Below are 25,177 nucleotides of genomic sequence, written 5' to 3' on the forward strand. Positions count from 1 at the left end.
ATGCTGGATGGCCTCACCGCCGGCGCCGTCGAAGACGCGCAGGCTCGAGAACACGCACGTCCCCTTCACGACGTCGAGCGCGATGCGCTTGCCCAGACTCCCGCGATCGACGCGCTGGCCGCCCTGTCGCCGGCAGATCGCGTGAAGATCATCGCCGAAGTCAAACGCGCGAGCCCCTCGCGCGGCGACCTGGCGGAAATCCCCGATCCCGCTCTGCAGGCCGCACGCTACGAGGAGGGCGGTGCATCCGCGATCTCGGTGCTCACCGAGGGCCGGAAGTTCAAGGGCTCGCTGGCCGACCTCGAAGCCGTCAAGCAGCGCGTGTCGCTTCCGGTGCTCCGCAAGGACTTCATCGCCACGGCCTATCAGGTGTTCGAAGCCCGAGCGTCCGGCGCCGACCTCGTGCTGCTGATCGTGGCCGCCCTCGAGCAGCCTCTGCTGCAGCAGTTGCACGATCTCGTCGTGCAACTGGGGATGACGCCACTCGTGGAGACGCATTCGGGCGAAGAACTCGAGCGTGCGGCCGACCTGGGCGCGAAGCTCATCGGCGTCAACGCCCGCAACCTGTCGACGTTCGAGCTCGACCGTGACCTGTTCGGCTCGCTCGCCGATCGTTTCCCATCGGATGCGGTGAAGATCGCCGAGTCGGCGGTGCGCACTCCCGACGACGTCGCGCACTATCGCGCCGCCGGCGCCGACGTCGTTCTCATCGGCGAAGCCCTCGTCACCAACGATCCGGTCACCACCCTGCACGCCTTCCTGGAGGCGGGACGATGACGAGCCTGCGCGATCAGCACGGTCCCTTCTTCGGTGACTTCGGCGGACGTTTCATGCCCGAATCGCTGATAGCGGCGATCGACGAGCTGACCGCCGTGTACGAGTCGGCCAAGGCCGATCCCGCGTTCCAGGCCGAATTCACGTCTCTGCTGCACTCCTACGCCGGCCGCCCGTCCGCACTCACCGAGGTGCCGCGATTCGCCGCCCACGCCGGGGGAGCGCGGATCTTCCTCAAGCGCGAAGACCTCAACCACACGGGCTCGCACAAGATCAACAACGTCATCGGCCAGGCACTGCTGACCCAGCGCCTCGGCAAGAAGCGCGTCATCGCCGAGACCGGAGCCGGCCAGCACGGCGTGGCGACGGCGACCGCGGCGGCGCTTTTCGGCTTCGAGTGCACCGTGTACATGGGCGAGGTCGACACCGAGCGCCAGGCACTGAACGTGGCTCGGATGCGGCTTCTCGGTGCCGAGGTCGTCCCGGTCACGACCGGCTCCCGCACCCTGAAAGACGCGATCAACGAGGCCTACCGCGACTGGGTGGCATCGGTGGAGACCACCAACTACATCTTCGGCACCGCCGCCGGGCCGCACCCGTTCCCCGCGATGGTCCGCGACTTTCAGAAGATCATCTCGGAGGAGGCGCGCGCTCAGCTGCTGGAAGAGACGGGCCGCCTTCCCGATGTCGTCGTCGCGTGCGTCGGCGGCGGATCGAACGCGATCGGGATGTTCGATGCGTTCCTCGACGACGCCGACGTCAAGCTCTACGGGGTGGAGGCGGCCGGAGACGGCGTCGACACACCCCGGCACGCGGCATCCATCGAGCGCGGACGCCCCGGCGTGCTGCACGGTGCGAAGACGTTCGTGCTGCAGGACGAGGATGGACAGACGATCGAGTCGCACTCGATCTCCGCCGGGCTGGACTACCCCGGCGTCGGTCCGGAGCACGCGTGGCTTGCCGACATCGGCCGCGCGGAGTACATCCCCGCCACGGATGCCGAGGCCATGGACGCCCTGCGTCTGCTGTCGCAGACCGAGGGGATCATCCCCGCGATCGAATCCGCTCACGCCCTTGCCGGCGCTCTGCGCCTCGGACGCGAACTCGGGCCCGACGCGATCATCGCCGTCAACCTGTCGGGACGCGGCGACAAAGACATGGACACCGCGGCACGGTGGTTCGGCCTCTACGACGACGGAGCGACAGCGTGAGTTCACGTGTCGCCGCGGCGATCGACGCGGCCAAGGCCGACGGACGCGGCGCCTTCGTCGGGTATCTTCCGCTGGGCTTTCCCGACCTGCAGACGAGCATCGATGCCGCCGTCGCCCTCGCCGAGAACGGTGCCGACATCCTCGAGCTCGGTCCGCCCTACTCCGACCCGGTGATGGACGGGCTCATCATCCAGGAAGCGACCCAGACGGCCCTGGCGGCCGGCTTCCGTCTGCGTGACACCTTCACGGCGGTGCGGGAGATCGCGGCCCGCGTCGACGTCCCCATCCTGGTGATGACCTACTGGAACCCGGTGATGCAGTACGGCGTCGACCGCTTCGCGGACGAGCTGCTCGCCGCCGGGGGAGCGGGCCTGATCACGCCCGATATCACCCCCGATGCGGCAGCCGACTGGGTCGCCGCATCCGAGCGGACGGGGCTGGATCGCGTCTTCCTCGCGGCCCCCACCTCGACCGACGAACGGCTTCGCATGATCGCGGACGCCTCCACCGGCTTCGTCTACACGGTGTCGACGATGGGAATCACGGGCGAGCGTGCCGAGTTGGATGCCGCCGCGCGCACCCTGGTGGCGCGCCTTCGCACCTTCGGCGTCGAGCACGCCTGCGTCGGCATCGGCATCTCGACGCCCGACCAGGTTTCCGGCGTGCTCGAGTACGCCGACGGGGCAATCGTCGGCACGGCGCTCGTGCGTGCGCTCCGCGACGGGGGCGTCGAAGCTCTGGCGGCCGAGACGCGGGCCCTCACTGCGGGCACCGGCCGCTGACGGCACCCCCTCCGACGGCAAAGTAGACTGCCCTCGTGCTTTCCTCCGCCTCCGTCGTCGCCAGCATCCCGAGCCCGCCGATCAGCTCCTTCCAGCTCGGCCCGCTGACGATCCACTTCTACGCGCTGTGCATTCTCGCCGGCATCGTCGTCGCCGCGTTCATCACAAACCACCGTCTGACCAAGCGCGGGGCAGAGTCCTGGGTCGTCATCGACATCTGCCTGCTGGCCGTGCCACTGGCGATCATCGGCGCTCGCGCCTTCCACGTGCTGACCCACTGGGGCTTCTACTTCGAACAGGGCCGCGACTGGTGGAATCCGTTCGTCCGCGACGCGATCTGGAACGTCTGGGATGGCGGCATCGCGATCTTCGGCGCGCTGATCGGCGGCGCCATCGGCGCGTGGCTCGGCTGCAAGTGGACCGGCATCCGCTTCTGGACCTTCGCCGACGCGCTGGCGCCGGGACTGCTCCTTGCCCAGGCGCTCGGACGGTTCGGCAACTGGTTCAACCAGGAGCTCTACGGACTTCCCACCGACCTGCCCTGGGGTCTGCAGATCGACTACCCGAACCCGGCGTGGCCGGTCGGCCTTCCCGCAGGCACTCTCTTCCACCCCACCTTCCTCTACGAGGTCATCTGGAACACGCTCGGCGTGGTCGTGCTGCTGTGGGTGGGCTCGCGATTCCGGCTGCAGTGGGGACGCCTGTTCGCGATTTACCTCATCTGGTACAGCGCCGGCCGCATCGTCTGGGAGAGCATCCGCATCGACCCGAGCGAGGTCTTCTTCGGGCTCCGCACCAACGTGTGGGCCGCGATCGCCGGCGTCGTCGTGGGCCTCGTCATCTACGTGGTGCAGACGCGACGCCACCCGGGCTTCGAGCCGTCGCCGTACATGCGCGGTCGGGAGCGGGGCGGAGCTGTACAATCGCAGAACACCGATGAATTCGTGGACGTCAGCGCACCCCCGACGACCGAGTACATCGCGGACGCAGCCACAAGCACAGTCGCATCGAAGTAGCACCTGAGTCACATACCGGTGCACCGCACGCTTCGATTTCACCTCCGCTGAATACACCTCCGCTGAATGCCCAGGGCCGACGTCGTCCCCGATCAGTTTGACCATGAGGACGGTTGCCATGGCTTCGAGCCCCCGTCGTGAAGAGACCCACGAAACACTCGCGCGCCACACGGCGTCGGGTTTCCCCGCCAAGCAGGGAATGTACAACCCCGCGTTCGAGAAGGACGCGTGCGGCCTCGCGATGGTGGCCACCCTGCGCGGTGAGGCCGGGCACGACATCGTCGAACTCGCGCTGACGGCGCTGCGCAACCTCGAGCACCGCGGCGCCATCGGCTCCGACGCGGGCACCGGCGACGGCGCCGGCATTCTCACGCAGATGCCCGACGAGTTCCTGCGCGCCGTCGTCGATTTCGATCTGCCGCCGGTCGGGGAGTACGCGGCCGGAATGGCCTTCCTCCCGCTCGATGAGGCGGTGCGCGCCGAGATCAAGGCCGGCGTCGAACGGATCGCACACTCCGAGGGCCTGACGGTTCTGGGTTGGCGCGACGTGCCGACCGAGCAGCAGCATCTGGGCAAGCTCGCCTACGACGCGCGCCCGCACTTCGAGCAGCTTTTCGTGTCGCGCCCCGCGGTCGGTGATGCGCCCGCCCTCAGCGGCATCGCGCTGGATCGCCGCGTGTATCGGCTGCGCAAGCGGGCCCGCCGCGAGCACGACGCGTACTTCGTATCGCTCAGCGCCCGCACCCTCGGCTACAAGGGCATGGTCACCACGCTGCAGCTCGAGCCGTTCTACCCCGACCTGCAGGATGAGCGTTTCCAGAGCGAACTCGCCGTCGTGCACTCGCGGTACTCCACGAACACCTTCCCCTCGTGGCCGCTCGCGCAGCCGCTGCGCATGCTCGCCCACAACGGCGAGATCAACACGGTCGGCGCCAACCGCAACTGGATGCGTGCGCGTCAGTCGCAGCTCGAGTCCGAGCTGATCGGCGACATCCGTCCGCTGCTCCCCATCTGCACCGAGGGTGCGAGCGACTCGGCATCCTTCGACGAGGTGCTCGAGCTGCTCACCCTCACCGGGCGGAGCCTCCCGCACGCAGTCATGATGATGGTGCCGGAGGCGTACGAGAAGCAGGCCGACATCACGCCGGACCTGCGCGCGTTCTACGAGTACCACTCCATGCAGATGGAGCCGTGGGACGGCCCCGCCGCCCTCATCTTCACCGACGGGACGCTGGTCGGCGCTACCCTCGACCGCAACGGACTGCGTCCGGGCCGGTGGACCGAGACCACCGACGGTCTGGTCGTCATCGGGAGCGAGACGGGCGTCCTCGACTTCGCGCCCGAGCGCATCAAGCGCCGCGGCCGTCTGCGTCCGGGTCGTATGTTCGTCGTCGACACGGCTCAGGGCCGCATCATCGAAGACGACGAGGTCAAGGCGGAGCTGGCCGCCCTGCAGCCGTGGCAGCAATGGCTGGATGCCGGACGCGTGCGCTTGAAGGAGCTTCCGGATCGGGAGCACATCGTGCACCCCATCGCCTCCATCACCCGCCGTCAGCGCACCTTCGGATACACCGAGGAGGAAGTGCGCATCCTGCTCACACCGATGGGTCAGACCGGCGCCGAGCCCCTCGGTGCCATGGGATCCGACACGCCGATCGCGGTGCTCAGTGAGCGCCCGCGACTGCTGTTCGACTACTTCGTCCAGCAGTTCGCCCAGGTGACCAACCCGCCGCTCGACTCCATCCGCGAAGAGGTCGTCACCTCGCTCGCCCTCGGCCTCGGTCCCGAGCGCAACCTGCTGGAGTGGGGGCCCGAGCACACGCGGACGATCACGCTCGACTTCCCGGTGATCGACAACGACGAACTGGCGAAGCTTCAGAACATCGACAAGGCTCTGCCGGGACGTCGGTCGGTGACCATCCGCGGTCTGTACCACCTGGAGCACGGCGAGGATGCCCTCGAGCGCCGCTTGGAAGAGATCTCCGACGAGGTCGACGCGGCCATCGCCGACGGCGCCGAGTTCCTCATCCTGAGCGACCGCGACAGCAACAAGGACCTCGTCCCCATCCCGTCGCTGTTGATGCTCTCGGCCGTGCACCACCACCTGATCCGTCGAGAGAACCGGATGAAGGTCGGCCTCGTCGTCGAGGCCGGCGACGTGCGCGAAGTGCATCACGTCGCCACCCTCATCGGCTACGGCGCCTCGGCGGTCAATCCGTATCTGGCGATGGAGACCGTGGAGTACCTCGTGCGGGCCGGGTTCATCACCGGCGTCACGCCCGAGAAGGCCGTCAAGAACCTGATCTACGCGCTCGGCAAGGGCGTGCTGAAGATCATGTCCAAGATGGGCATCTCCACCGTGTCGTCCTACGCCGGTTCGCAGGTCTTCGAGGCGGTCGGGCTGTCGGAGGAGTTCATCCAGAAGTACTTCACCGGCACCGAGACCAAGCTCGGCGGGGTGGGTATTCGCCAGATCGCGCGGGAGAATCAGGCACGCCACGACTACGCCTATCCCGAGGACGGCGCCGTCCGCGCCCACGAGCGCCTGTGGACGGGCGGCGAGTACCAGTGGCGCCGCGACGGTGCTCCGCACCTGTTCACGCCCGACACGGTGTTCCGTCTGCAGCACGCGACGCGCACGCGCCGATACGACATCTTCCGCGAGTACACCAAGCTCGTCGACGACCAGGCCGCCGAGCTGAAGACGCTGCGCGGCATGTTCCGGCTCAAGACCGGCGAGCGTCCGCCCGTGCCGATCGACGAGGTCGAGCCGATCTCATCGATCGTGAAGCGCTTTTCGACCGGCGCGATGAGCTACGGGTCGATCTCGCGCGAGGCGCACGAGACCCTCGCGATCGCAATGAACTCGATCGGCGCCAAGTCCAACACGGGCGAAGGCGGCGAAGACGTCGAGCGCCTGCTCGACCCCGAGCGCCGCAGCGCGATCAAGCAGGTCGCCTCGGGGCGCTTCGGCGTCACGAGCATGTACCTCACCCACGCGGACGACATCCAGATCAAGCTCGCTCAGGGCGCCAAGCCCGGCGAAGGCGGCCAGCTGCCCCCGGGCAAGGTGTATCCCTGGATCGCCCGCACCCGCGGTGGCACGCCCGGCGTCGGACTGATCTCGCCGCCCCCGCACCACGACATCTACTCGATCGAGGATCTCAAGCAGTTGATCTTCGACGTCAAGCGTGCCAACCCCAAGGCTCGCGTGCACGTCAAGCTCGTCAGCCAGTCGGGAATCGGCGCGGTCGCGGCGGGAACGGCCAAAGCCCTCGCCGACGTCATCCTGGTCTCCGGCCACGACGGCGGCACCGGCGCGAGCCCCCTCAACTCGCTCAAGCACGCCGGCACGCCGTGGGAGCTCGGCCTCGCCGAGACGCAGCAGACCCTCATGCTCAACGACATGCGCGACCGCGTGGTCGTGCAGGCCGACGGCCAGCTGAAGACGGGACGCGACGTGGTGATCGCGGCGCTGCTGGGCGCCGAGGAGTTCGGTTTCGCCACGACGGCGCTCGTCGTCGAGGGCTGCATCATGATGCGGGTCTGCCATCTCGACACCTGTCCTGTGGGCGTCGCGACGCAGAACCCGGTGCTGCGCAGCCGTTTCACCGGCAAGCCCGAGTTCGTCGTGAACTTCATGCAGTTCCTCGCCCAAGAGGTACGCGAGTACCTCGCGGAGCTCGGCTTTCGCTCCATCGAGGAAGCCGTCGGCCACACCGAGATGCTCGACATGAACGGTGCTGTCGATCACTGGAAGGCGAGCGGGCTGGACCTCAGCCCGATCCTGGAGGGACCGGCCTTCGGCCCGGACGTTCCGCGCCGTCATCTGCGCGACCAGGACCACGAGCTGGACCACCACTTCGACGTACCGCTCATCGAACAGGCACAGGACGTGATCGCCCATGGCGGCCATTTCGCGATCGACCTGCCGATCCGCAACACCGAGCGCGCGGTCGGCACGATGCTGGGCAACCGTGTCACGCTCGCCCACGGTGAGCACGGGCTGCCGGCCGGAACGATCGAGATCAACCTCACCGGTTCGGCCGGCCAGTCCTTCGGCGCTTTCCTGCCTTCCGGCATCACGCTGCGCCTGGAGGGCGACTCGAACGACTACGTCGGCAAGGGACTGTCGGGCGGCGAGATTGTCGTGCGACCCCCGCGCGCGGCGACGTTCGATGCCGCACGGAACGTCATCGCCGGCAACGTCATCGGCTACGGAGCCACGCAAGGAACGCTGTTCCTGCGCGGTGTCGTGGGCGAGCGCTTCCTGGTGCGCAACTCGGGCGCGACCGCGGTCGTCGAGGGCGTGGGCGACCACGCGCTGGAGTACATGACCGGCGGGCTGGCCGTGATCCTCGGCCCGACGGGACGCAACCTCGGCGCTGGAATGTCCGGCGGCAGCGCATACATCTACAAGCTCGACCGTGATCTCGTCAACCGCGAGGCGATCGCCACCGGCGAGCTCGAACTGCTCGAGATGGGTTCTGGGGACGTCGAGATCCTGCGCGACCTGCTCGAGCGCCACGTGGCCGAAACCGACTCGACGTTGGGTGCCGCGCTTCTGGACGATCTCGAGGCTGAGGCCGCGAACTTCGTCCGTGTCCTGCCGCGCGATTACGCCGCGGTGCTGCAGACCCGCCAGGAGGCGGCCGCCGAGGGCCTCGACCCCGACAGCGACGTCGTCTGGACCCGCATCTTGGAGGTGACCGGTGGCTGACCCAAAGGGCTTCTTGAAGACCACCGAGCGCGAGCTCCCGGCGCGCCGGCCGGTTCCCGTGCGCATCATGGACTGGAAAGAGGTCTACGAGCCGGGCGACTCCGCCGTCCTGCGCCGTCAGGCCGGCCGCTGCATGGACTGCGGCATCCCGTTCTGCCACAAAGGATGCCCGCTGGGCAACCTCATCCCGGAGTGGAACGATCTGATGTGGCGCGGCGAGGGCCGCGCCGCCATCGAGCGCCTGCACGCGACCAACAACTTCCCCGAGTTCACGGGCCGGCTGTGCCCGGCGCCGTGCGAGAGCTCGTGCGTGCTGGGCATCAACCAGCCCGCGGTCACGATCAAGCAGATCGAGGTCTCGACGATCGATGATGCCTTCGCCAACGGATGGGTCGAGCCGGAACCGCCGGCGCGCCTGACCGGCAAGACCGTCGCCGTCGTCGGCTCGGGCCCGGCGGGTCTTGCCGCCGCCCAGCAGCTGACCCGGGCCGGCCACACCGTAGCGGTCTACGAACGCGACGACCGCATCGGCGGCCTGCTGCGCTATGGCATCCCGGACTTCAAGATGGAAAAGCGCCACCTCGAGTCGCGGCTGCGTCAGATGCAGGACGAGGGAACGCGCTTCCGCGCCGGGGTGGAGATCGGCGCCGACATCTCGTGGAGCGACCTGCGTGCCCGCTACGACGCGGTCGTCATCGCCACGGGCTCGACGCTGCCGCGCGAGCTCGCCATCCCCGGTCGCGACCTTGCGGGCGTGCACTTCGCGATGGAGTACCTCGTCGAGTCCAACAAGGCCGTCGCCGGCGATCAGGTTCCGAACCAGATCCACGCCGAGGGTAAGCACGTCATCGTGATCGGCGGCGGCGACACCGGCGCCGACTGCATCGGCACCGCGCACCGTCAGGGTGCTCTCAGCGTCACCAACCTCGCGATCGGCAAGGAGCCGCCGACGGGGCGTCCCGACCACCAGCCGTGGCCGATGACTCCCACGGTGTTCGAGATCTCCTCGGCCCATGAAGAGGGCGGCGAGCGGACCTTCCTCGCGTCGACGGTGGAGTTCCTCGGCAACGAGGCGGGAGAGGTGCGCGCCCTGCGCGTCGCCGAGACGGAATACCTGCCCGACGGCCGCCGGGTGCCCCGCAGCGGCAGCGAGCGCGAGATCCCCGCCGACCTGATCCTGATCGCGATGGGTTTTACCGGCCCCGAAAGCACGGAGCTCGAATCGCAGCTCGGTACCGTGTTCACGGGCCGCGGCAACGTCGAACGCGGCGATGACTACCAGACGACCGCCCCCGGGGTGTTCGTCGCCGGTGACGCCGGTCGAGGCCAGTCGCTGATCGTCTGGGCGATCGCGGAGGGACGCGCCGCGGCGGCCGCCGTCGACGAGTATCTGATGGGCCGCACGAGCCTGCCGTCACCGGTGCGGCCGACGGACGTCGCGATCGGCCTTCAGCCCGCGTAGGCTGAAATCAACCCCCGAATAACCCATACAGACCGGAGAGTCTTTCAGTGAGACGCGCGAAGATCGTCGCAACCCTGGGACCGGCCACCGAATCGTACGAGATGATCCGAGCGATCATCGAGGCGGGCGTGGACGTCACCCGAATGAACCTGAGCCACGGCTCGTACGCCGAGCACGAAGTCCGCTTCGCGAACGTACGCAAAGCCGCTGACGACGCCGGCAAGGCCGTCGCCATCCTCGTCGACCTGCAGGGCCCCAAGATCCGCCTCGGAAAGTTCAGCGACGGACCTCACGACCTGGCCGTGGGTGAGACCTTCCGCATCACCACCGACGATGTGGTGGGCACCCGTGACCTCGTCGGCACCACGTTCAAGGGCCTGGCCGGCGACGTGAAGCCCGGCGACTCGCTCCTGATCGACGACGGCAAGGTCCGCGTCGAGGTCGAGAGCGTCGACGGACCCGTCGTGACGACGAAGGTCGTCGTGGCCGGAACCGTGTCGAACAACAAGGGCATCAACCTGCCCGGTGTCGCCGTGAGCGTTCCCGCGCTGTCCGAGAAGGACGAAGCCGACCTCCGCTGGGGTCTGCAGGCAGGTGCCGATCTGATCGCGCTCTCCTTCGTCCGTGACGCGGCCGACATCAGTCGCGTGCACGAGATCATGGCGGAGGAGGGCCGCAAGGTGCCCGTCATCGCCAAGATCGAGAAGCCGCAGGCGGTCGACAACCTCGAGGAGATCATCGACGCGTTCGACGGCATCATGGTCGCCCGCGGCGACCTCGCGGTCGAGCTTCCGCTGGAGGCCGTCCCGGTCGTGCAGAAGCGCGCCGTCGAAATGTGCCGCCGCATGGCCAAGCCCGTGATCGTCGCGACGCAGATGCTCGAGTCGATGACGCACGCTCCCGTTCCCACGCGCGCCGAGGCCTCCGACGTCGCCAACGCGGTGCTCGACGGCGCCGACGCGGTGATGCTCTCGGGCGAGACGAGCGTCGGCGACTACCCGGTCGTCACGGTGCAGACCATGGCCCGCATCGTCGATTCGACAGAGGAGCACGGTCTCGAGCGCATCCGTCCGTTCAGCGCCAAGCCGCGCACCCAGGGCGGCATCCTCACGCTGGCCGCGAACGAGGTCGCGGAGTTCATCGAGGCGAAGTACATCGCCATCTTCACCGAGTCGGGTGACACGGCGCGCCGCATGTCGCGGCTGCGCCCCGGCATCCCGATGATGGCCTTCGCCGTCGACCCCGCGATCCGCCGCCGCATGGCGCTGACCTGGGGCGTGCAGTCCACGCTCGTCGAGCACGTGGCGCACACCGACATGATGTTCCACCAGGTGGATGACTTCTTCCTCGGTCAGGGCCTGGCGAAGGAAGGGGACAAGGTCGTCGTGATCTCCGGTTCCCCTCCCGGAATCATCGGCTCGACCAATGACATCCGGGTGCACCGGATCGGCGACGCCGTGCACGGCAAGGCGCCGATCTACCAGGCGGAGAAGTAGGTCGCAGCACGAACGATGAGGGGCGGATGCCGGGACTCCCGGCATCCGCCCCTCATTTCGTTTCCGTGCCGGTGGTGGGAGTCGAACCCACACGTCCGAAGACAACCGAGTTTGAGTCGGTCGCGTCTGCCATTCCGCCACACCGGCGCACGTGGACGTCCATCCGCGCACGCCCGGGATTGACGATACCGTAGGATTCAAAGGTGACTGAGCAGGAACCGAGCACGACTCCCACGGCATCCGCCCCCCGACGCGTCGTCGTCGCCGAGGACGAATCGCTGATCCGCCTCGACATCGTCGAGATCCTCCGGGACAACGGCTTCGATGTCGTCGGCGAGGCCGGCGACGGCGAGACCGCCGTCCAGCTCGCCACCGAGCTGCGCCCCGACCTGGTCATCATGGACGTCAAGATGCCCGTCCTCGACGGCATCAGCGCCGCCGAGAAGCTCAGCAAGAACCACGTCGCACCCGTCGTGCTGCTGACGGCGTTCAGCCAGAAGGAGCTCGTCGAGCGCGCGAGCGAAGCCGGCGCGCTGGCCTACGTCGTCAAGCCCTTCACCCCGAACGACCTGCTGCCCGCGATCGAGATCGCCCTCGCCCGCTATGAGCAGATCATCACGCTCGAGGCCGAGGTCGCCGACATGGTCGAGCGCTTCGAGACCCGCAAGCTCGTCGACCGGGCCAAGGGTCTGCTCAACGAGAAGATGGGCCTCAGCGAGCCCGAGGCCTTCCGCTGGATCCAGAAGGCATCGATGGATCGCCGCCTCACCATGCAGGACGTCGCCAAGGCCATCATCGAGCAGCTCTCGCCGAAGAAGTCCTGAGCGCCGCGCCGAGCGCGGCGCGTCACCCGACGGGGCGGCCCTCGATCATGTTCGTGATCCGGATCGTCGAGCAGCGACGTCCCTGATCATCGGTCACGACGATCTCGTGCACCGTCATGCTCCGTCCCAGGTGCACCGGCGTGCAGACACCGGTGACGATGCCGCTGGTCGCGGAGCGCGTGTGGGTCGCGTTGATGTCGACGCCCACCGCGAGTCGATCGGGCCCGGCGTACAGGTTCGCGGCCATCGACCCGAGGGATTCCCCCAGAACGACATAAGCACCGCCGTGCAGCAGCCCGACCGGTTGCGTGTTGCCCTCGACCGGCATGGTCGCGACGGAGCGTTCGATCGAGAACTCGGTGAACTCGATGCCCATCTTCTCGGCCAGCGCGCCCATTCCGCGCTCGCGCGCCCAGTGCATGCCATCGCGGTCGGCGGGGGAGTGCTCAGCGGTCATCGTCCACCTTCGGAAGTGATCGTTACAGGAGTTCCGGTGTCCGCACCCGCGTCTAGAGTTGCAGGGTGACGGACTCCGCAAAGCCTACCCTCCTCGTCGTGGACGGCCATTCGCTGGCATATCGGGCATTCTTCGCCCTTCCCGTCGACAACTTCACGACCCGCGACGGCCAGCACACGAACGGCATCTACGGGTTCCTCTCGATGTTCGTCAACCTCGTCAAGGCAGAGCAACCCACCCACCTGGCCGTGGCCTTCGACACGTCGCGGCACTCGTTCCGCACCGACGTGTATCCCGAGTACAAGGCGACCCGTTCCGAGTCGCCGGCGGAGTTCAAGGGCCAGATCCCGCTGCTGCAGGAGTGCCTGGAGGCGATGAACGTCACCGTTCTCACGAAGGAGGGCATCGAGGCCGACGACATCCTCGCCACCCTTGCCACGCAGGGCGCCGCCGAAGGCTACGACGTGCTCGTCTGCTCCGGCGATCGCGACACCATCCAGCTCGTGACCGACGATGTCACGCTCCTCTACCCGAGCGTGCAGGGCGTCTCGCAGCTCAAGCGCTACACGCCCGACGCCGTCGTCGAGAAGTACGGCCTGCCGCCCGCGAACTACCCCGACATCGCCGCCCTCGTCGGTGAGACCAGCGACAACCTCCCGGGCGTTCCGAAGGTGGGGGAGAAGACCGCGGTCAAGTGGCTGACGCAGTGGGGCACGCTCGACGCACTGCTCGACAACGCGGACAAGATCACGGGCGTGGTCGGGGGCAACCTGCGCGAGCACCTCGACGACGTACGACGAAACCGCTCGCTGAACGCGCTGCTGCGTGACGTCGAGTTGCCCGTCCAGCCTGTCGATCTCGCCATGCGTCCGATCGACGCCCAGGCGGTCCGTGACATCTTCGCCCGCCTCGAGTTCCGCACCCTGCTGCCCCGTGTCTTCGAAGCGGTGGGCGCCGACCCCGACGAGGGCGCTGCCGATGCCGCACCCGTTGCGGTCGCCCCCGCGCCGACCGAGCTCGACGCCGCCGCGCTCGGCGCGTGGCTTCCGGCGGTCATCGAGTCCGCCGAGGCGACGGAGGTCGCGCTGACCCTGGTGACCGAGGGAGGTCTTCCGGTGCGCGTGGGGCTGGCGATCGCCGACGCCGCGGTCGAGGCCGCGTGGACGGCAGAGACCGCGGCGGCCCTGACGCCGTGGCTCGAGAGCCCCGCGCCGAAAGTCCTGTCCGACGCGAAAGCGCAGGTGAAGGCGCTGCGACGTGCGGGAGTGCGGCTGCGCGGGCTCGTGTTCGACCCGATCCTGGCCGGGTGGCTGCTGCGTCCGAGCTTCCCCGACAAGGGGCTGGGCGACCTCGTCGACCGTTACCTCGATGAGAAGCTCCCCGAGGCCGATCCCACCCAGCTCGTCCCCGAGACCGAAGGCGCGACCCCGGGCCAGCTCTCCTGGTACACCCTGCGCGTCGCCGATGCGATGCGCGACGACATCCCGGCATCCGTCGGCCGCGTGCTGAGCGAGATCGAGCTGCCGACCCTCGACACCCTCGCCGACATGGAGCTGGCCGGCGTCGCCGTCTCGCACGAGAAGCTCTCCGGCTTCTCCGCCGAGCTCGGTGTGCGCGCGGAGAGCGTCGCACAGCTCGCCTACGCGGAGATCGGCCGGGAAGTGAACCTCGGCTCGCCCAAGCAGCTGCAGGAGGTGCTGTTCGAGCATCTCGAACTGCCCAAGACCCGCAAGACCAAGACCGGGTACTCCACGGATGCCGCCGTGCTCGCCGACCTGCAGGAGTCGCATCCGCACCCGTTCCTCGACCTCCTGCTGCAGCACCGCGAGGCGACCAAGCTCCGCCAGATCATCGAGTCGCTGGACGCCGCAATCGGCAACGACCGCACCACCGGTGACGACGGACGCATCCACACGACATACGTGCAAACCGGTAGCCAGACGGGACGCCTGTCGAGCACCGACCCCAACCTGCAGAACATCCCCATCCGCACGGAGGAGTCACGCCGCATCCGCGCTGCCTTCGAAGTCGGCGCCGGATACGAGACTCTGCTGACGGCGGACTACTCGCAGATCGAGATGCGCATCATGGCGCACCTGTCCGGCGATGCGGGCCTCATCGAGGCCTTCAACTCAGGCGAAGACCTGCACCGCTTCGTCGGAGCACGCGTGTTCGGCGTCGATCCGGCCGAGGTGACACCCGCCATGCGCACCAAGGTCAAGGCCATGAGCTACGGCCTGGTCTATGGGCTCAGCGCCTTCGGGCTGTCCAAGCAGCTGCGCATCGAGCAGTCCGAGGCGAAGCAGCTGATGACCGAGTACTTCGCGCGGTTCGGCGCCGTGCGCGACTACCTGCGCTCCTCCGTCGAGCAGGCACGGATCGACGGCTACACCGAAACCATCTTCGGCCGTCGTCGACCGTTCCCCGACCTCGCGAGCCCCAACCGCGTGCTGCGGGAGAACGCCGAACGCGCGGCGTTGAACGCCCCCATCCAGGGCAGCGCGGCCGACATCATGAAGATCGCGCTCTTCCGCATCCACGATGAGTTCCGCGCCCAGGGCGTGGCCTCACGGGTTCTGTTGCAGATCCACGACGAACTCGTGGTCGAGGTCGCGCCCGGGGAATGGGACACCGTTGAGCGGATCGTGCACGACCGCATGGGGGATGCCGCTGAGTTGTCGGTTCCCCTCGATGTGCAGATCGGCCGCGGGGAGAACTGGGACATCGCCGGGCACTGATCGTCGGCCCACGCGCGCCCCGCGTCGGGATTAGGCTCGAAGAATGACTGACTCCCCGCGCACCCCCACGTCGATCGACGCGATCGCCGAGGCATGGGTCGACACCTCTGCTGAGCTCTCCCCAGGCCTGGCCACCTACATCGGTCGCTTCGAGCACAACGGCCGGATCGACGATCTTTCCCCCGCCGGCACCGCCGCCCGCGTGGAGGCCACGCGGGCGACGCTCGCGGCGCTGGAAGCCGCCGAGCCCGTCGACGACGTCGACCTCGTCACCAAGGCCGACCTCGTCGGCGACCTGCAGCTCTCGCTCGCCCTCCACGAGGCGGGCGCCCACCTTCGCGATGTGAACGTCATCGCGTCGCCGGCGCAGGAACTGCGCAACGTGTTCGACCTCATGCCCACCGACACGGTCGAGGACTGGACCGTGATCGCCACCCGCCTGTCGGCGATTCCAGAGGCGATCGGCGGCTACATCGAGACCCTGCGCGAGGGCATCGCGACCGGCGTCGTCCCCGCGCGCCGTCAGGTCACCGAGGTCGCCGCCCAGATCCGCCGATACACCGCCGACAACGGTTTCTTCGCGACGTTCGCGGCCGATGCCGCGCCCGTCGAGGGCCAACTGCCGGCATCGCTGGCGAAGACGCTATCCGACAACGCCGGAGCCGCCCGCGTCGCCTACGACCACCTGGCGAACTTCCTGCGCACTGACCTCGCCCCCGTGGCATCCGAGGACGACGCCGTGGGGCGCGAGCTCTACGCCTTGCACTCGCGGAGCTTCCTCGGCGCCGAGATCGACCTCGACGAGACCTACGAATGGGGCCTCCAGGAGCTCGCACGGATGGTCGCAGAGCAGGAGTCGATCGCGAACGAGATCCTCCCGGGCGCAAGCGTGGAGGAGGCGGTCGCCTTCCTGGAGAACGACGAATCGCGAAAGCTCCGCGGCACGGCAGCACTGCAGGAGTGGATGCAAGCCACCAGCGACCGTGCGGTCGCAGAACTCGGCAAGACCCACTTCGACATCCCCGAGCCGATCCGTCGGCTCGAGTGCATGATCGCCCCCACCAATGAGGGCGGCATCTACTACACCGGTCCCACCGACGACTTCTCCCGCCCGGGACGCATGTGGTGGTCGGTGCCGGAGGGCGTCGATTCCTTCGACACGTGGCGCGAACTCACGACGGTCTATCACGAGGGCGTTCCCGGTCACCACCTGCAGATCGCGCAGGCCGTGTACAACCGCGCCGAGCTGAACTCGTGGCGACGTCTGCTGGCGGGCTCGAGCGGTCACGCCGAGGGCTGGGCACTGTATGCGGAACGTCTCATGGAGCAGCTCGGCTACCTCGACGACCCCGCCGACCGGCTGGGCATGCTCGACGGCCAGCGCATGCGCGCCGCGCGCGTAGTGCTCGACATCGGCGTGCACCTGGGCAAGCCGCGGCCCGACGGCGAGGGCATCTGGGACGCGGACTTCGCGCTCGAGTTCATGCGCCGCAACGTGAACATGTCGGACGAGTTCATCCAGTTCGAGGTGAACCGCTACCTCGGGTGGCCGGGACAGGCGCCGTCGTACAAGGTCGGCCAGCGCATCTGGGAGCAGATCCGCGACGAAACCGCCCAGCGCGAGGGCGACGAATTCGACATCAAGCGTTTCCACATGCGTGCGCTGCGCCTGGGCGGGGTCGGACTCGACACGCTGCGGATGGCCCTCGCACAGGGCTGATCGGAATGCGCGGGACCGCTCGATGGTTCTCATTCACATGAATGCACAACTGGGTCTGGACACTTTCGGCGATGTGACCGTCGGCGACGACGGCGAACGCCTCAGCGACGCACAGACGATCCGCGACATCGTCGATCAGGCGGTTCTTGCAGATCAGGTCGGGCTGTCGTTCTTCGGGGTGGGGGAGCACCACCGCCACGAGTTCGCCGTCTCCAGTCCTGAGCTTGTGCTGGCGGCGGCGGCGGCCCGTACCGAGAACATCCATCTCGGTACGGCCGTCACGGTTCTCTCCAGCGACGACCCGGTGCGTGTGTATGAGCGCTTCGCGACGCTCGACGCCCTGTCGTCCGGCCGCGCCGAGGTGATCCTCGGCCGCGGCTCGTTCATCGAATCGTTCCCTCTGTTCGGCTACGACCTGAGTGACTACGAGGTTCTCTTCGAAGAGAAGCTCGACCTCTTCTCGCAGCTTCTCACCGAGAAGCCGGTCACCTGGCAGGGCGCCACCCGGTCGGCGCTGAACGCGGCCGACGTCTATCCGAAGACCGAGAACGGCATTCGCGCCTGGGTGGGCGTGGGTGGCTCGCCCGAGTCGGTGGTGCGGACGGCGAAGTACGGCTACGGGCTCATGCTGGCCATCATCGGTGGCTCCGCGGAGCGCTTCCGCCCCTACGTCGACCTCTACCACCGTTCTCTGGCGTCGTTCGGCCACACCGATCCGATGCCGGTCGGTGTGCACTCGCCCGGACACATCGCCGACACGGATGCCGACGCGTGGGAGGAGCTGTATCCCGCGATGGCGGCCAATCGCGATGCGATCGGCGCCGAGCGGGGATGGCCACCCTACAACCGCCTCCAGTTCCAGCACGACATCGGCCCGGAAGGCGCCGTATACGCCGGATCGCCGGAGACCGTCGCGCGGAAGATCGCCGCGACCGTCAAGACGCTGGGCGCGACACGCTTCGATCTCAAGTACGCAAACGGAACCATGTCGCACGGCAAGCTGATGCACTCCATCGAGCTGTACGGCACAAAGGTCGCACCCTTGGTGTCGGAGATGCTCGCGGCATCCTGAGTAGCATTCAGCCATGACGGATGCCGCGTCGCGCTCATATGCCGACAGCTCTCCTGCAGTGCCGGACGCCACGGGTGTCGGGGAGCGGCTGGACGCCACCGCATTCAGCCGTGCGCACCTGAGGGTGCTGACGGGCTCGGGCCTCGGCTGGGCCCTGGATGCGATGGACGTCGGACTGGTGTCGTTCGTGCTCACGGCGTTGATCGCGCAGTGGTCGCTGACGGGGGAGCAGGCCTCGTGGATCGCGTCGGCGGGCTTTGTGGGCATGGCGATCGGCGCGAGTCTCGGCGGCTTGCTCGCCGATCGCTTCGGGCGACGCTCGGTGTTCGCGCTGACGCTTCTCGTGTACGGAATCGCGACCGGAGCGAGCGCCCTCGCGGGTGGCCTGGCTGTGCTCATCGCGCTGCGCGTGGTCGTGGGGCTTGGGCTCGGTGCGGAGCTGCCGGTGGCGAGCACCTACGTCAGCGAGATCGCCCCCGCGCGCATGCGGGGCCGACTGATCGTGATCCTCGAGGCGTTCTGGGCCGTCGGCTGGACCGCAGCGGCTCTGATCGGCTTCTTCGTCATCCCGGCGTCCGCGGACGGGTGGCGATGGGCGTTCGCCCTCGGCGCTGTGCCTGCGGCGTATGCGCTCCTCGTCCGTTGGGGTCTTCCCGAGTCTCCACGCTGGCTTCTGCGCCGAGGGCGCGCCACCGAGGCTGATGCCGTCACGGCCACGTTTGAGTCGTCGCAGGCGATCGGTGGAAGCTCGCTCCGACACGCCCCGACCCGGACGGCCGCGGGTGTGACCCTCGTGAGCGGGGGAGTGCGCGCCCTGTGGTCGCCGGAGTTCCGCCTGCGTACCGGAGCGCTGTGGATCGTCTGGTTCTGCGTGAACTTCGCGTACTACGGGGCGTTCATCTGGATGCCGACCATCCTCTTCTCGCAGGGATACGACCTGGTGAAGTCGTTCAGGTTCACCCTGATCATCACTCTGGCCCAACTGCCCGGGTATGCGGTGGCGGCGTGGCTGATCGAAGTATGGGGGCGTCGCCTCACGCTCTCGATCTTCCTCGCCGGGTCGGCGGCCGCGGCGATCGCGTTCGGCACTGCCTCGGGCGAGGGCATGATCATCGGCGCGGGAATGGCGCTGTCATTCTTCAACCTCGGCGCCTGGGGCGCACTGTACGCCGTGACGCCGGAGTCCTATCCGACTTCCCTGCGCGCCACAGGCGCGGGGTGGGCGGCGGGCATCGGTCGGATCGCGTCGATCGTCGCCCCGCTGAGCGTACCGCCGCTGCTGCACTCCGGCGGCGCCCCGTTGCTCTTCGTCGTCTTCGCGGCGTTCTTCGTCATCGCCGCGGCAGGCGCGTGGGGACTGGCCGACCACCGCGGCACCGCGCTCGACGACCGCTGACGGCGGCATCCGCTGGGCGAGCTTTGACGTCGAATGGTCGGCGTAGGCTGGGCGGATGGCAGCGGTGCGTTTCGTGACGATCGGCGACTCGTTCACGGAAGGTGTCGGTGACGAACTGCCCGACGGTCGCGTGCGCGGATGGGCGGACCTCACCGCCCAAGGGTGGGCCGACTCGCGAGGCGAGGCCATTCAGTACGCGAACCTCGCGATCCGCGGCAAGCTCGTGTGGCCTATCGTCGCGCAGCAACTGGAACCCGCGCTCGCGCTGAAGCCCACTCACCTGTCGTTCAACGGCGGCGGAAACGACATGCTGCGTCCGCGCACCTCCATCGCCCATATCGCCGACGCCTTCAGCCAGGTGCTCCGCCGCTGTGATGAGGAAGGCGTGACGCTCATACTGCTCTCGGGCGCGAATCCGTCGGCACAGTTGCCGATGGGACGGTTGATCCAGCGTCGGGGCGACGAGATGTCGGCCGCCGTCGTGTCGCGCGTCGCCGAGCGCGACGACGTCATCCGTGCCCTCAACTGGCCCGATGCCGAGCTCTCCGACCCGTCGTTCTGGTCACAAGATCGCCTGCACATGAACAGCCGCGGCCATCACCGTGTCGCCGCGCGGGTGCTGGAGGCGCTCGGCGAGCGAGTACCCGACGGATGGTGGTCGATGCCGATGCTCCCCGACGCAGTGCGACTCGCGCAGCGCGAGTATATGCGCGCGCACCTCGGACCGTGGGTGCGACGCCGACTGACCGGCACCTCGTCGGGCGACGGTCGGAGCCCGAAGTTCGGCGGCGGCTGGACCGAGATCTCACCGCGCTAGCGCGACGTCGACGGCGCTGTCAAGGGCTTGGACCCACGCACCGCGGCGAGCACGATGGGGTCGTCCCATTTCCTCTGCAAGGAGACGCACTCATGAGTATCGGAGCAGGCATCGCGCTTTTCGTGATCGGGGCGATTCTGGTTTTCGCCGTCGACGTCGACGTGCCGTACGTCGACCTCGACACCGTCGGCTACATCCTCATGGGTGCAGGCGTGCTGATCTTCGTCATCGGGCTCGTCCTCATGCTGCGCCGCCGCTCGACGCAGCAGATCACGCGCACCCTCGAGCCGGGTGTGGGGGAGCGGGTCACCCAGACCGAGTCGCGCACATCCGGTGACGGCACCGTCTGAGCCGTTCGTTCACTCCGCTGTACGCGGTCGCCGGGGGGCGTCCATCCCCAGCAGCACGCGCGTCTTCCGACGCTCGATCACGATGAACGTCCAGCCGAGGGCCCACAGCGGCACTTGCGCGAGGAACGCCAGCCGGAAGGCGTCCAGGCGATAGGTGTCGGGAGTGCCGGCGCCCTGGAGGTCCAGGGCGATGCCGATCGCGAAGATCGCGATCAGGGCCGCCAGGAACCCGCCGACGTTCGTGATCCCGGTCGCCGTGCTCAAGCGATGAGCGGGGTTGTGGGTGCGCGCATGGTCGAAGGCGATCATCGACGCGGGGCCGCCCATCGCGAGCGCGACGGCGAGGCCGTAGAGCATCCACAGGGGAGCGGGCCCCGGCCACGCTATGACGGCCGTCCAGGCGACGAGCTGCGTCGCGACGGCCGGCAGCACGAGCGCGCGCGAGCGACGATGGGGAATGCGCCGCGAGATGTCGCCCATGATCGGCCCCAGAGCCATGCCCACGAGCACGTACGTCGAGAGCACTCCCGCGGACTGCGCGGGGCTGAGGCCCTCGCCAGCGGTCAAGAACGGCGTTCCCCACAGCAGGACGAACGCCGTTCCCGCGAACGGCGCGGTGAAGTGCGACCAGAACGCGAGTCGCGTGCCCGGGTGCGCCCAGGCAGCTCGGATGCCGACGCCGGTGTCGATCGATGAGCGCACCACTCTGATCGCACCGGTGTTCGTATCGACCGAGACGTCGGCGTGCACCTGCGGCGGGTGGTTGCGGATGACGGCCCAGACGAGGATGCCGAAGAGGACGCAGAGACCGGCGATGCCGCCGAACACGATCTCCCAGCTGGTGAGGTGCAGCAGCGCGGCCAGGGGAGCCAGAGCGAGCAGCTGACCCGCCTGGCCGACCAGGCCCGTGAGCTGACTCATGAGTGGGCCGCGCTGTGCGGGGAACCAGGTCGCGACCAGGCGCAACACGCCGGGGAAGATGGCGGCGTCACCGGCGCCCAGCAACATCCGCGCGAAGATCGCGACGCCGACGCTGGGGGAGAAGGCGAGGGTGAGCTGTCCGGCAGCCATGAGCAGCATGCCGATGGTCATGATCGGACGGGCGCCGTAGCGATCGAGGAGCAGGCCGATCGGGATCTGCATGCCGCCGTACACCGCGAGCTGGACGACCGCGAACATCGAGAGGGTCGCGGCATCCGCACCGAAACGCTGGGCGGTATCGACGCCCACCGCCGAGAGCGAACTGCGGTTGATCACCGCCAGCATGTAGGCCGCGACCGCGACACCCCAGATGAGCCACGCGCGGTAGTCCGGTCCCGTTGACGCAGGGGAGGGGCGCGCGGCGGTCACCGTTCCACGCTACTCGCGCGTGAGCATGTACTCGGACCCGGATGCCGTGCGCCGCAGCGGGCCCTGGTCGACGAGGTAGCGCCGCAGGACCGCCACGTCCCCGTCGGGCGCAAATGACGCGAGTCGCGCATTCACGTCGCTCTCTGTCATCGTTTCGCCGGGGGAGAAGGCTCGCTCGGCGATCAGGGCGAGAAGGGCGGTGCGTTCGTCGCGATGCGACGGGTAGCGATCGATGCGGCCGTCTCGATCGAGGAAGCGTTCGGGCCCGCGCGGACGCGGCGGCGCGGCCAGCAGCGCGGTCAGCGGCGCATCGTCAAAGCGGACCCGGTCGCCATCCACGTCTAGCAGACCCAGCGCCTGCAATCGCTGCTGAGCGCGCGCACGTCGCCGCGGAGTGAGGGGAGCGGATGCCGTTTCGCCCAACACTGCGCGCACGTCGCCGTCGCGCAGCGCGGCTATGATTGCCCGCCACGCATCGGGGGATTCGCTCACACCCTCAGGCTAGCGGCGGCTCGAGCGGGAAAGACCCATCCGATCTCCACGCGCCGTCAACGCCCTCAGCGAGAAGCGTCACGCGCGCAACCTCACCGCATATCGGTAACACGGTAGATATCCGCTCCTCCGCACCTCGCAGCTCCGCGAGAGACCTACTGTCACCCACGGTCGCATGGGGGATGACACCGTCATACGCACCCTTATAGGGCAGACAAGTCGGGAATGCCTCGGTAATCGCGCGCGTGAGCAGCAGGAAAGGGACCGGGTCCGTCGGCGCGAGCCAAAGGACGTTATCGCTGAACCATCGCGTCTCGGTCAGTCTGTAGTGAAACACGGGGGACGCCCGAACCGCGGCCGACAGTTGAGCGCGAACGAGCGGCGTGATGGCATCGACCGCGATGAAGGGGAAGAGGACGGTGATGTGCGGGGGAACACCCGAGCGCGCGTCGCGCGCATACTCATCCCGAAGGTCAGCCAGCATCGTGACTGGCGGGAGTTCGATCACGAGTGCCGAACGCCTCATATGCTCATGCTCCCACGAGCCGCGCCGGGCATCCGCCGGGCGGCCGGATCAGCGCGTCGACTTCTGGGTCGTCTCCGGCGCACGAGGATGGTGTCACCTGCTTCTCTGCTCCTGCACGAGAGTAGGCAACCGCCAGAAGCACTTTTTCTGACATAATGTGCATTATCGGCAATTCCAACGAATACCGGCGAACTCACTGCGGTCCACCGTTACACGGCCCCGGAAGCCCCCTCAATAAGACGCGGCGTCCCCGCCGACAGGCACGCCCTCGGCAGCGTCATCGGCGAGCAATGCACGCGTCGAGGAGACGCCGAGACGCGAGGCGCCGGCGTTTACGAGCGCGATCGCCTGTGCGCGCGTGCGAATGCCACCCGAAGCCTTCACGCCCACGTGAGGCCCCACGACGCGTGCGATGAGAGCGACGGCCGATACCGAGGCACCTCCGGCTGGGTGGTAGCCCGTCGACGTCTTGATGTAGTCAGCGCCCGCCTCGGCGCCAATCTCGCTAGAACGGATGATTTCATCATCCGAGAGGGCCGCGGACTCGATGATCACCTTCAGCGTTTTCTCTCGCGGCACGACGGCGCGGACGACGTCGAGGTCACGGCGCACGGCGATCCAGTCGTGCGATTTCACCGCGCCGAGGTCCACGACCATGTCGATCTCGTCCGCACCCCGAGACGGGGCCAGCTCGGCCTCGAGTGCCTTGACGCGCGAATCGTGGGCTCCCGACGGAAACCCGCAGACGGTCACCACACGAAGCCCGTAAGCATCTGCGGGAATGAGCGTCGGGCGTACGCACACGGCGCGAAGTCCGAGATCGATCGCCTCGCGCACATGGGCACCCACCTCAACGGCGGTGACTTCCGGCGTCAACAGGGTGTGGTCGATCATCACCCTCAGGTCGACGCCGGCGGAGGTCGGGAGTGCGTGGTCGCTCATTGCTCGTCTCTGCCTGGGGTTGGCGGACTCGTGGGTGATGATTCAGAAACAGGGAACTAATTAGTACACTAATAGTATGCACACGAATCACCATCGTGTGATCGCTTTCTTCAGAAGGAGACCCCATCGTGTTCGTCGTCTACCTCGTCTTGTTCCTCGGCGGCATCTACGTCATGGGGTTCGCGTTCAATGTCGCCGAGTTCGAGGGGCTCGTCTTCATCGGCGGCCTTCTGCTGACCTCGCTCGCCGTCGGACTGCCCTTCCTTCTCGGGGCGATCGAGCACCGAGGCGAGGACGAGAAGGGCGCCGGCTCCATAAGGTCCTGACGCCGATCTCTGCGATCCGCGCAACGTGACGCACACACCGCGCGTCACGTTCCGCACGGTCTACACAACAGCGCTACCCTGAGATCATCTCCACTCACAGGAGATTTTCAGAAAGGGCTTCGCCATGACTGCTGAACCGCCCCTCGAGAAGACGGCAACGAACGGCATCCGGACCGCACTGGGTCTCGGCGGCGTGTTGTCGGTCATCCTCGGCATCATCATCCTCGTCTGGCCCGGCAAGACCGCGATGGCGGTCACCGCTATCATCGCGATCTACACGATCGTCGCGGGCCTCGTCTACGCGGGTATGGGCATCTTCGCCACGGGTAAGGGCGGCTGGTCGCGCATCGGCCACGTCCTACTGGGCGTGCTCTACGTCGTCGCCGGCATCGTCGCATTCTCGAACCTCGGCCTGGCCGCGCTGTCGCTGGCGGTGTTCATCGGCGTACTGGTGGGCATCATGTGGATCATCGAGGGCGTGGTGGCACTGTCCACCCTCGACCTTGCCCCTGCACGCGGTTGGACGATCTTCTACGCGATCATCTCGATCGTCGCCGGCGTCACCCTGCTGTTCTCGCCGCTCTGGGGAGCTGTCGTCCTCTGGTGGCTGCTCGGCATCTCCGCCATCGTGATGGGCGTGATCCAGATCGGCCGCGCCTTCTCGTTCGGTAAGTGACACGAAGACGAAGCGCCCCGCCGGCTGACT

General features: G+C 67.8%; 21 protein-coding genes and 1 tRNA gene. 16 read left to right on the top strand and 6 right to left on the bottom strand.

Annotation, left to right across the window (positions count from 1 at the left end; all coding sequences use genetic code 11):
* From trpC to pyk, 7 genes are all read left to right on the top strand, one after another.
* Complete coding sequence (gene trpC, locus ITJ43_RS02315; RefSeq protein WP_194581760.1) at positions 1–777, top strand: indole-3-glycerol phosphate synthase TrpC; 777 nt, start codon at positions 1–3, stop codon at positions 775–777.
* The gene (trpB, locus tag ITJ43_RS02320; protein ID WP_194581762.1) at positions 774–1,985 is read left to right on the top strand and encodes a tryptophan synthase subunit beta; all 1,212 of its coding nucleotides are present in this window, start codon (positions 774–776) and stop codon (positions 1,983–1,985) included. Before trpC ends, trpB begins: the two co-directional genes overlap by 4 nt.
* Positions 1,982–2,767, top strand: a complete 786-nt coding sequence (gene trpA, locus ITJ43_RS02325) for a tryptophan synthase subunit alpha (protein WP_194581765.1) — start codon at positions 1,982–1,984, stop codon at positions 2,765–2,767. Before trpB ends, trpA begins: the two co-directional genes overlap by 4 nt.
* A 35-nt stretch (positions 2,768–2,802) precedes the next feature.
* Entirely contained in the window at positions 2,803–3,783 is a 981-nt protein-coding gene (gene lgt / locus ITJ43_RS02330; RefSeq protein WP_194581767.1) for a prolipoprotein diacylglyceryl transferase, read from the top strand.
* Between the two features lie 118 nt (positions 3,784–3,901).
* Positions 3,902–8,503 carry a glutamate synthase large subunit gene (gltB, locus tag ITJ43_RS02335; RefSeq protein WP_416361054.1) on the top strand — a complete coding sequence of 1,534 codons (4,602 nt, stop codon included), beginning with the start codon at positions 3,902–3,904 and terminating at the stop codon, positions 8,501–8,503.
* Positions 8,496–9,965, top strand: coding sequence for a glutamate synthase subunit beta (locus tag ITJ43_RS02340; protein WP_194581769.1), 1,470 nt, complete (start codon positions 8,496–8,498; stop codon positions 9,963–9,965). The genes gltB and ITJ43_RS02340 overlap by 8 nt, the downstream gene beginning before the upstream one ends.
* Before the next feature lie 47 nt (positions 9,966–10,012).
* Positions 10,013–11,461, top strand: a complete 1,449-nt coding sequence (gene pyk / locus ITJ43_RS02345; RefSeq protein ID WP_194581771.1) for a pyruvate kinase — start codon at positions 10,013–10,015, stop codon at positions 11,459–11,461.
* Positions 11,462–11,527: 66 nt separating this feature from the next.
* Here pyk and ITJ43_RS02350 read toward each other — a convergent pair.
* A tRNA-Leu gene (locus tag ITJ43_RS02350) sits at positions 11,528–11,608 on the bottom strand.
* Between the two features lie 56 nt (positions 11,609–11,664).
* On the opposite strand from ITJ43_RS02350, the gene ITJ43_RS02355 reads away from it, so the two are divergent.
* Positions 11,665–12,285, top strand: coding sequence for an ANTAR domain-containing response regulator (locus ITJ43_RS02355; protein WP_060958632.1), 621 nt, complete (start codon positions 11,665–11,667; stop codon positions 12,283–12,285).
* A gap of 22 nt (positions 12,286–12,307) precedes the next feature.
* Here ITJ43_RS02355 and ITJ43_RS02360 read toward each other — a convergent pair whose 3' ends face one another.
* Positions 12,308–12,742, bottom strand: a complete 435-nt coding sequence (locus ITJ43_RS02360; RefSeq protein WP_194581773.1) for a hotdog fold thioesterase — start codon at positions 12,740–12,742, stop codon at positions 12,308–12,310.
* Positions 12,743–12,807: 65 nt separating this feature from the next.
* Here ITJ43_RS02360 and polA point away from each other — a divergent pair, with 65 nt between their 5' ends.
* The 6 genes from polA (at position 12,808) to ITJ43_RS02390 (ending at position 20,835) form a co-directional block, all read left to right on the top strand.
* Positions 12,808–15,480: a DNA polymerase I gene (polA, locus tag ITJ43_RS02365; RefSeq protein WP_194581775.1), complete on the top strand. Its 2,673-nt coding sequence runs from the start codon at positions 12,808–12,810 to the stop codon at positions 15,478–15,480.
* Between the two features lie 43 nt (positions 15,481–15,523).
* Positions 15,524–17,200 (top strand): DUF885 domain-containing protein, encoded by a 1,677-nt coding sequence (locus ITJ43_RS02370; RefSeq protein WP_194581777.1) that lies wholly within the window; start codon positions 15,524–15,526, stop codon positions 17,198–17,200.
* A gap of 37 nt (positions 17,201–17,237) precedes the next feature.
* The gene (locus ITJ43_RS02375; RefSeq protein ID WP_194581779.1) at positions 17,238–18,272 is read left to right on the top strand and encodes an LLM class flavin-dependent oxidoreductase; all 1,035 of its coding nucleotides are present in this window, start codon (positions 17,238–17,240) and stop codon (positions 18,270–18,272) included.
* Between the two features lie 13 nt (positions 18,273–18,285).
* On the top strand, positions 18,286–19,668 hold the full coding sequence (locus ITJ43_RS02380) for an MFS transporter (protein ID WP_194581781.1): 1,383 nt from the start codon (positions 18,286–18,288) through the stop codon (positions 19,666–19,668).
* A 55-nt stretch (positions 19,669–19,723) separates the two neighbouring features.
* The gene (locus ITJ43_RS02385) at positions 19,724–20,485 is read left to right on the top strand and encodes an SGNH/GDSL hydrolase family protein (protein ID WP_194581783.1); all 762 of its coding nucleotides are present in this window, start codon (positions 19,724–19,726) and stop codon (positions 20,483–20,485) included.
* A 92-nt stretch (positions 20,486–20,577) separates the two neighbouring features.
* Positions 20,578–20,835, top strand: a complete 258-nt coding sequence (locus ITJ43_RS02390) for a DUF6458 family protein (RefSeq protein WP_194581785.1) — start codon at positions 20,578–20,580, stop codon at positions 20,833–20,835.
* A 9-nt stretch (positions 20,836–20,844) separates the two neighbouring features.
* Here ITJ43_RS02390 and ITJ43_RS02395 read toward each other — a convergent pair whose 3' ends face one another.
* The 4 genes from ITJ43_RS02395 to deoC form a co-directional block, all read right to left on the bottom strand.
* Positions 20,845–22,101 carry an MFS transporter gene (locus ITJ43_RS02395; RefSeq protein WP_228495396.1) on the bottom strand — a complete coding sequence of 419 codons (1,257 nt, stop codon included), beginning with the start codon at positions 22,099–22,101 and terminating at the stop codon, positions 20,845–20,847.
* A gap of 93 nt (positions 22,102–22,194) precedes the next feature.
* The gene (locus tag ITJ43_RS02400) at positions 22,195–22,677 is read right to left on the bottom strand and encodes a DUF2087 domain-containing protein (protein WP_323741099.1); all 483 of its coding nucleotides are present in this window, start codon (positions 22,675–22,677) and stop codon (positions 22,195–22,197) included.
* A 4-nt stretch (positions 22,678–22,681) separates the two neighbouring features.
* Positions 22,682–23,185 carry a 2'-5' RNA ligase family protein gene (locus ITJ43_RS02405; RefSeq protein ID WP_194581789.1) on the bottom strand — a complete coding sequence of 168 codons (504 nt, stop codon included), beginning with the start codon at positions 23,183–23,185 and terminating at the stop codon, positions 22,682–22,684.
* Between the two features lie 249 nt (positions 23,186–23,434).
* Positions 23,435–24,145: a deoxyribose-phosphate aldolase gene (gene deoC / locus ITJ43_RS02410; RefSeq protein WP_194581791.1), complete on the bottom strand. Its 711-nt coding sequence runs from the start codon at positions 24,143–24,145 to the stop codon at positions 23,435–23,437.
* Positions 24,146–24,273: 128 nt separating this feature from the next.
* On the opposite strand from deoC, the gene ITJ43_RS02415 reads away from it, so the two are divergent.
* Together ITJ43_RS02415 and ITJ43_RS02420 are read left to right on the top strand one after the other, a co-directional pair.
* A complete protein-coding gene (locus ITJ43_RS02415) occupies positions 24,274–24,471 on the top strand; it encodes a hypothetical protein (protein ID WP_194582496.1) in 198 nt (65 codons plus the stop codon).
* Between the two features lie 124 nt (positions 24,472–24,595).
* Positions 24,596–25,147, top strand: a complete 552-nt coding sequence (locus ITJ43_RS02420) for an HdeD family acid-resistance protein (protein WP_194581793.1) — start codon at positions 24,596–24,598, stop codon at positions 25,145–25,147.
* Positions 25,148–25,177 lie beyond the last annotated feature (30 nt).

Source organism: Microbacterium sp. VKM Ac-2870 (assembly GCF_015350795.1).
In the GTDB taxonomy this organism is placed as follows: domain Bacteria; phylum Actinomycetota; class Actinomycetes; order Actinomycetales; family Microbacteriaceae; genus Microbacterium.

Excerpts from the sequence above, each read along its gene's own strand:
- ITJ43_RS02395 (WP_228495396.1), bottom strand. The coding sequence starts at position 22,101 with ATGCTGGCGGTGATCAACCGCAGTTCGCTCTCGGCGGTGGGCGTCGAT.
- ITJ43_RS02390 (WP_194581785.1), top strand. The coding sequence starts at position 20,578 with ATGAGTATCGGAGCAGGCATCGCGCTTTTCGTGATCGGGGCGATTCTG.
- ITJ43_RS02380 (WP_194581781.1), top strand. The coding sequence starts at position 18,286 with ATGACGGATGCCGCGTCGCGCTCATATGCCGACAGCTCTCCTGCAGTG.
- ITJ43_RS02375 (WP_194581779.1), top strand. The coding sequence starts at position 17,238 with ATGAATGCACAACTGGGTCTGGACACTTTCGGCGATGTGACCGTCGGC.
- trpB (WP_194581762.1), top strand. The coding sequence starts at position 774 with ATGACGAGCCTGCGCGATCAGCACGGTCCCTTCTTCGGTGACTTCGGC.
- deoC (WP_194581791.1), bottom strand. The coding sequence starts at position 24,145 with ATGAGCGACCACGCACTCCCGACCTCCGCCGGCGTCGACCTGAGGGTG.
- gltB (WP_416361054.1), top strand. The coding sequence starts at position 3,902 with ATGGCTTCGAGCCCCCGTCGTGAAGAGACCCACGAAACACTCGCGCGC.
- ITJ43_RS02370 (WP_194581777.1), top strand. The coding sequence starts at position 15,524 with ATGACTGACTCCCCGCGCACCCCCACGTCGATCGACGCGATCGCCGAG.
- ITJ43_RS02360 (WP_194581773.1), bottom strand. The coding sequence starts at position 12,742 with ATGACCGCTGAGCACTCCCCCGCCGACCGCGATGGCATGCACTGGGCG.
- ITJ43_RS02385 (WP_194581783.1), top strand. The coding sequence starts at position 19,724 with ATGGCAGCGGTGCGTTTCGTGACGATCGGCGACTCGTTCACGGAAGGT.
- ITJ43_RS02420 (WP_194581793.1), top strand. The coding sequence starts at position 24,596 with ATGACTGCTGAACCGCCCCTCGAGAAGACGGCAACGAACGGCATCCGG.
- trpC (WP_194581760.1), top strand. The coding sequence starts at position 1 with ATGCTGGATGGCCTCACCGCCGGCGCCGTCGAAGACGCGCAGGCTCGA.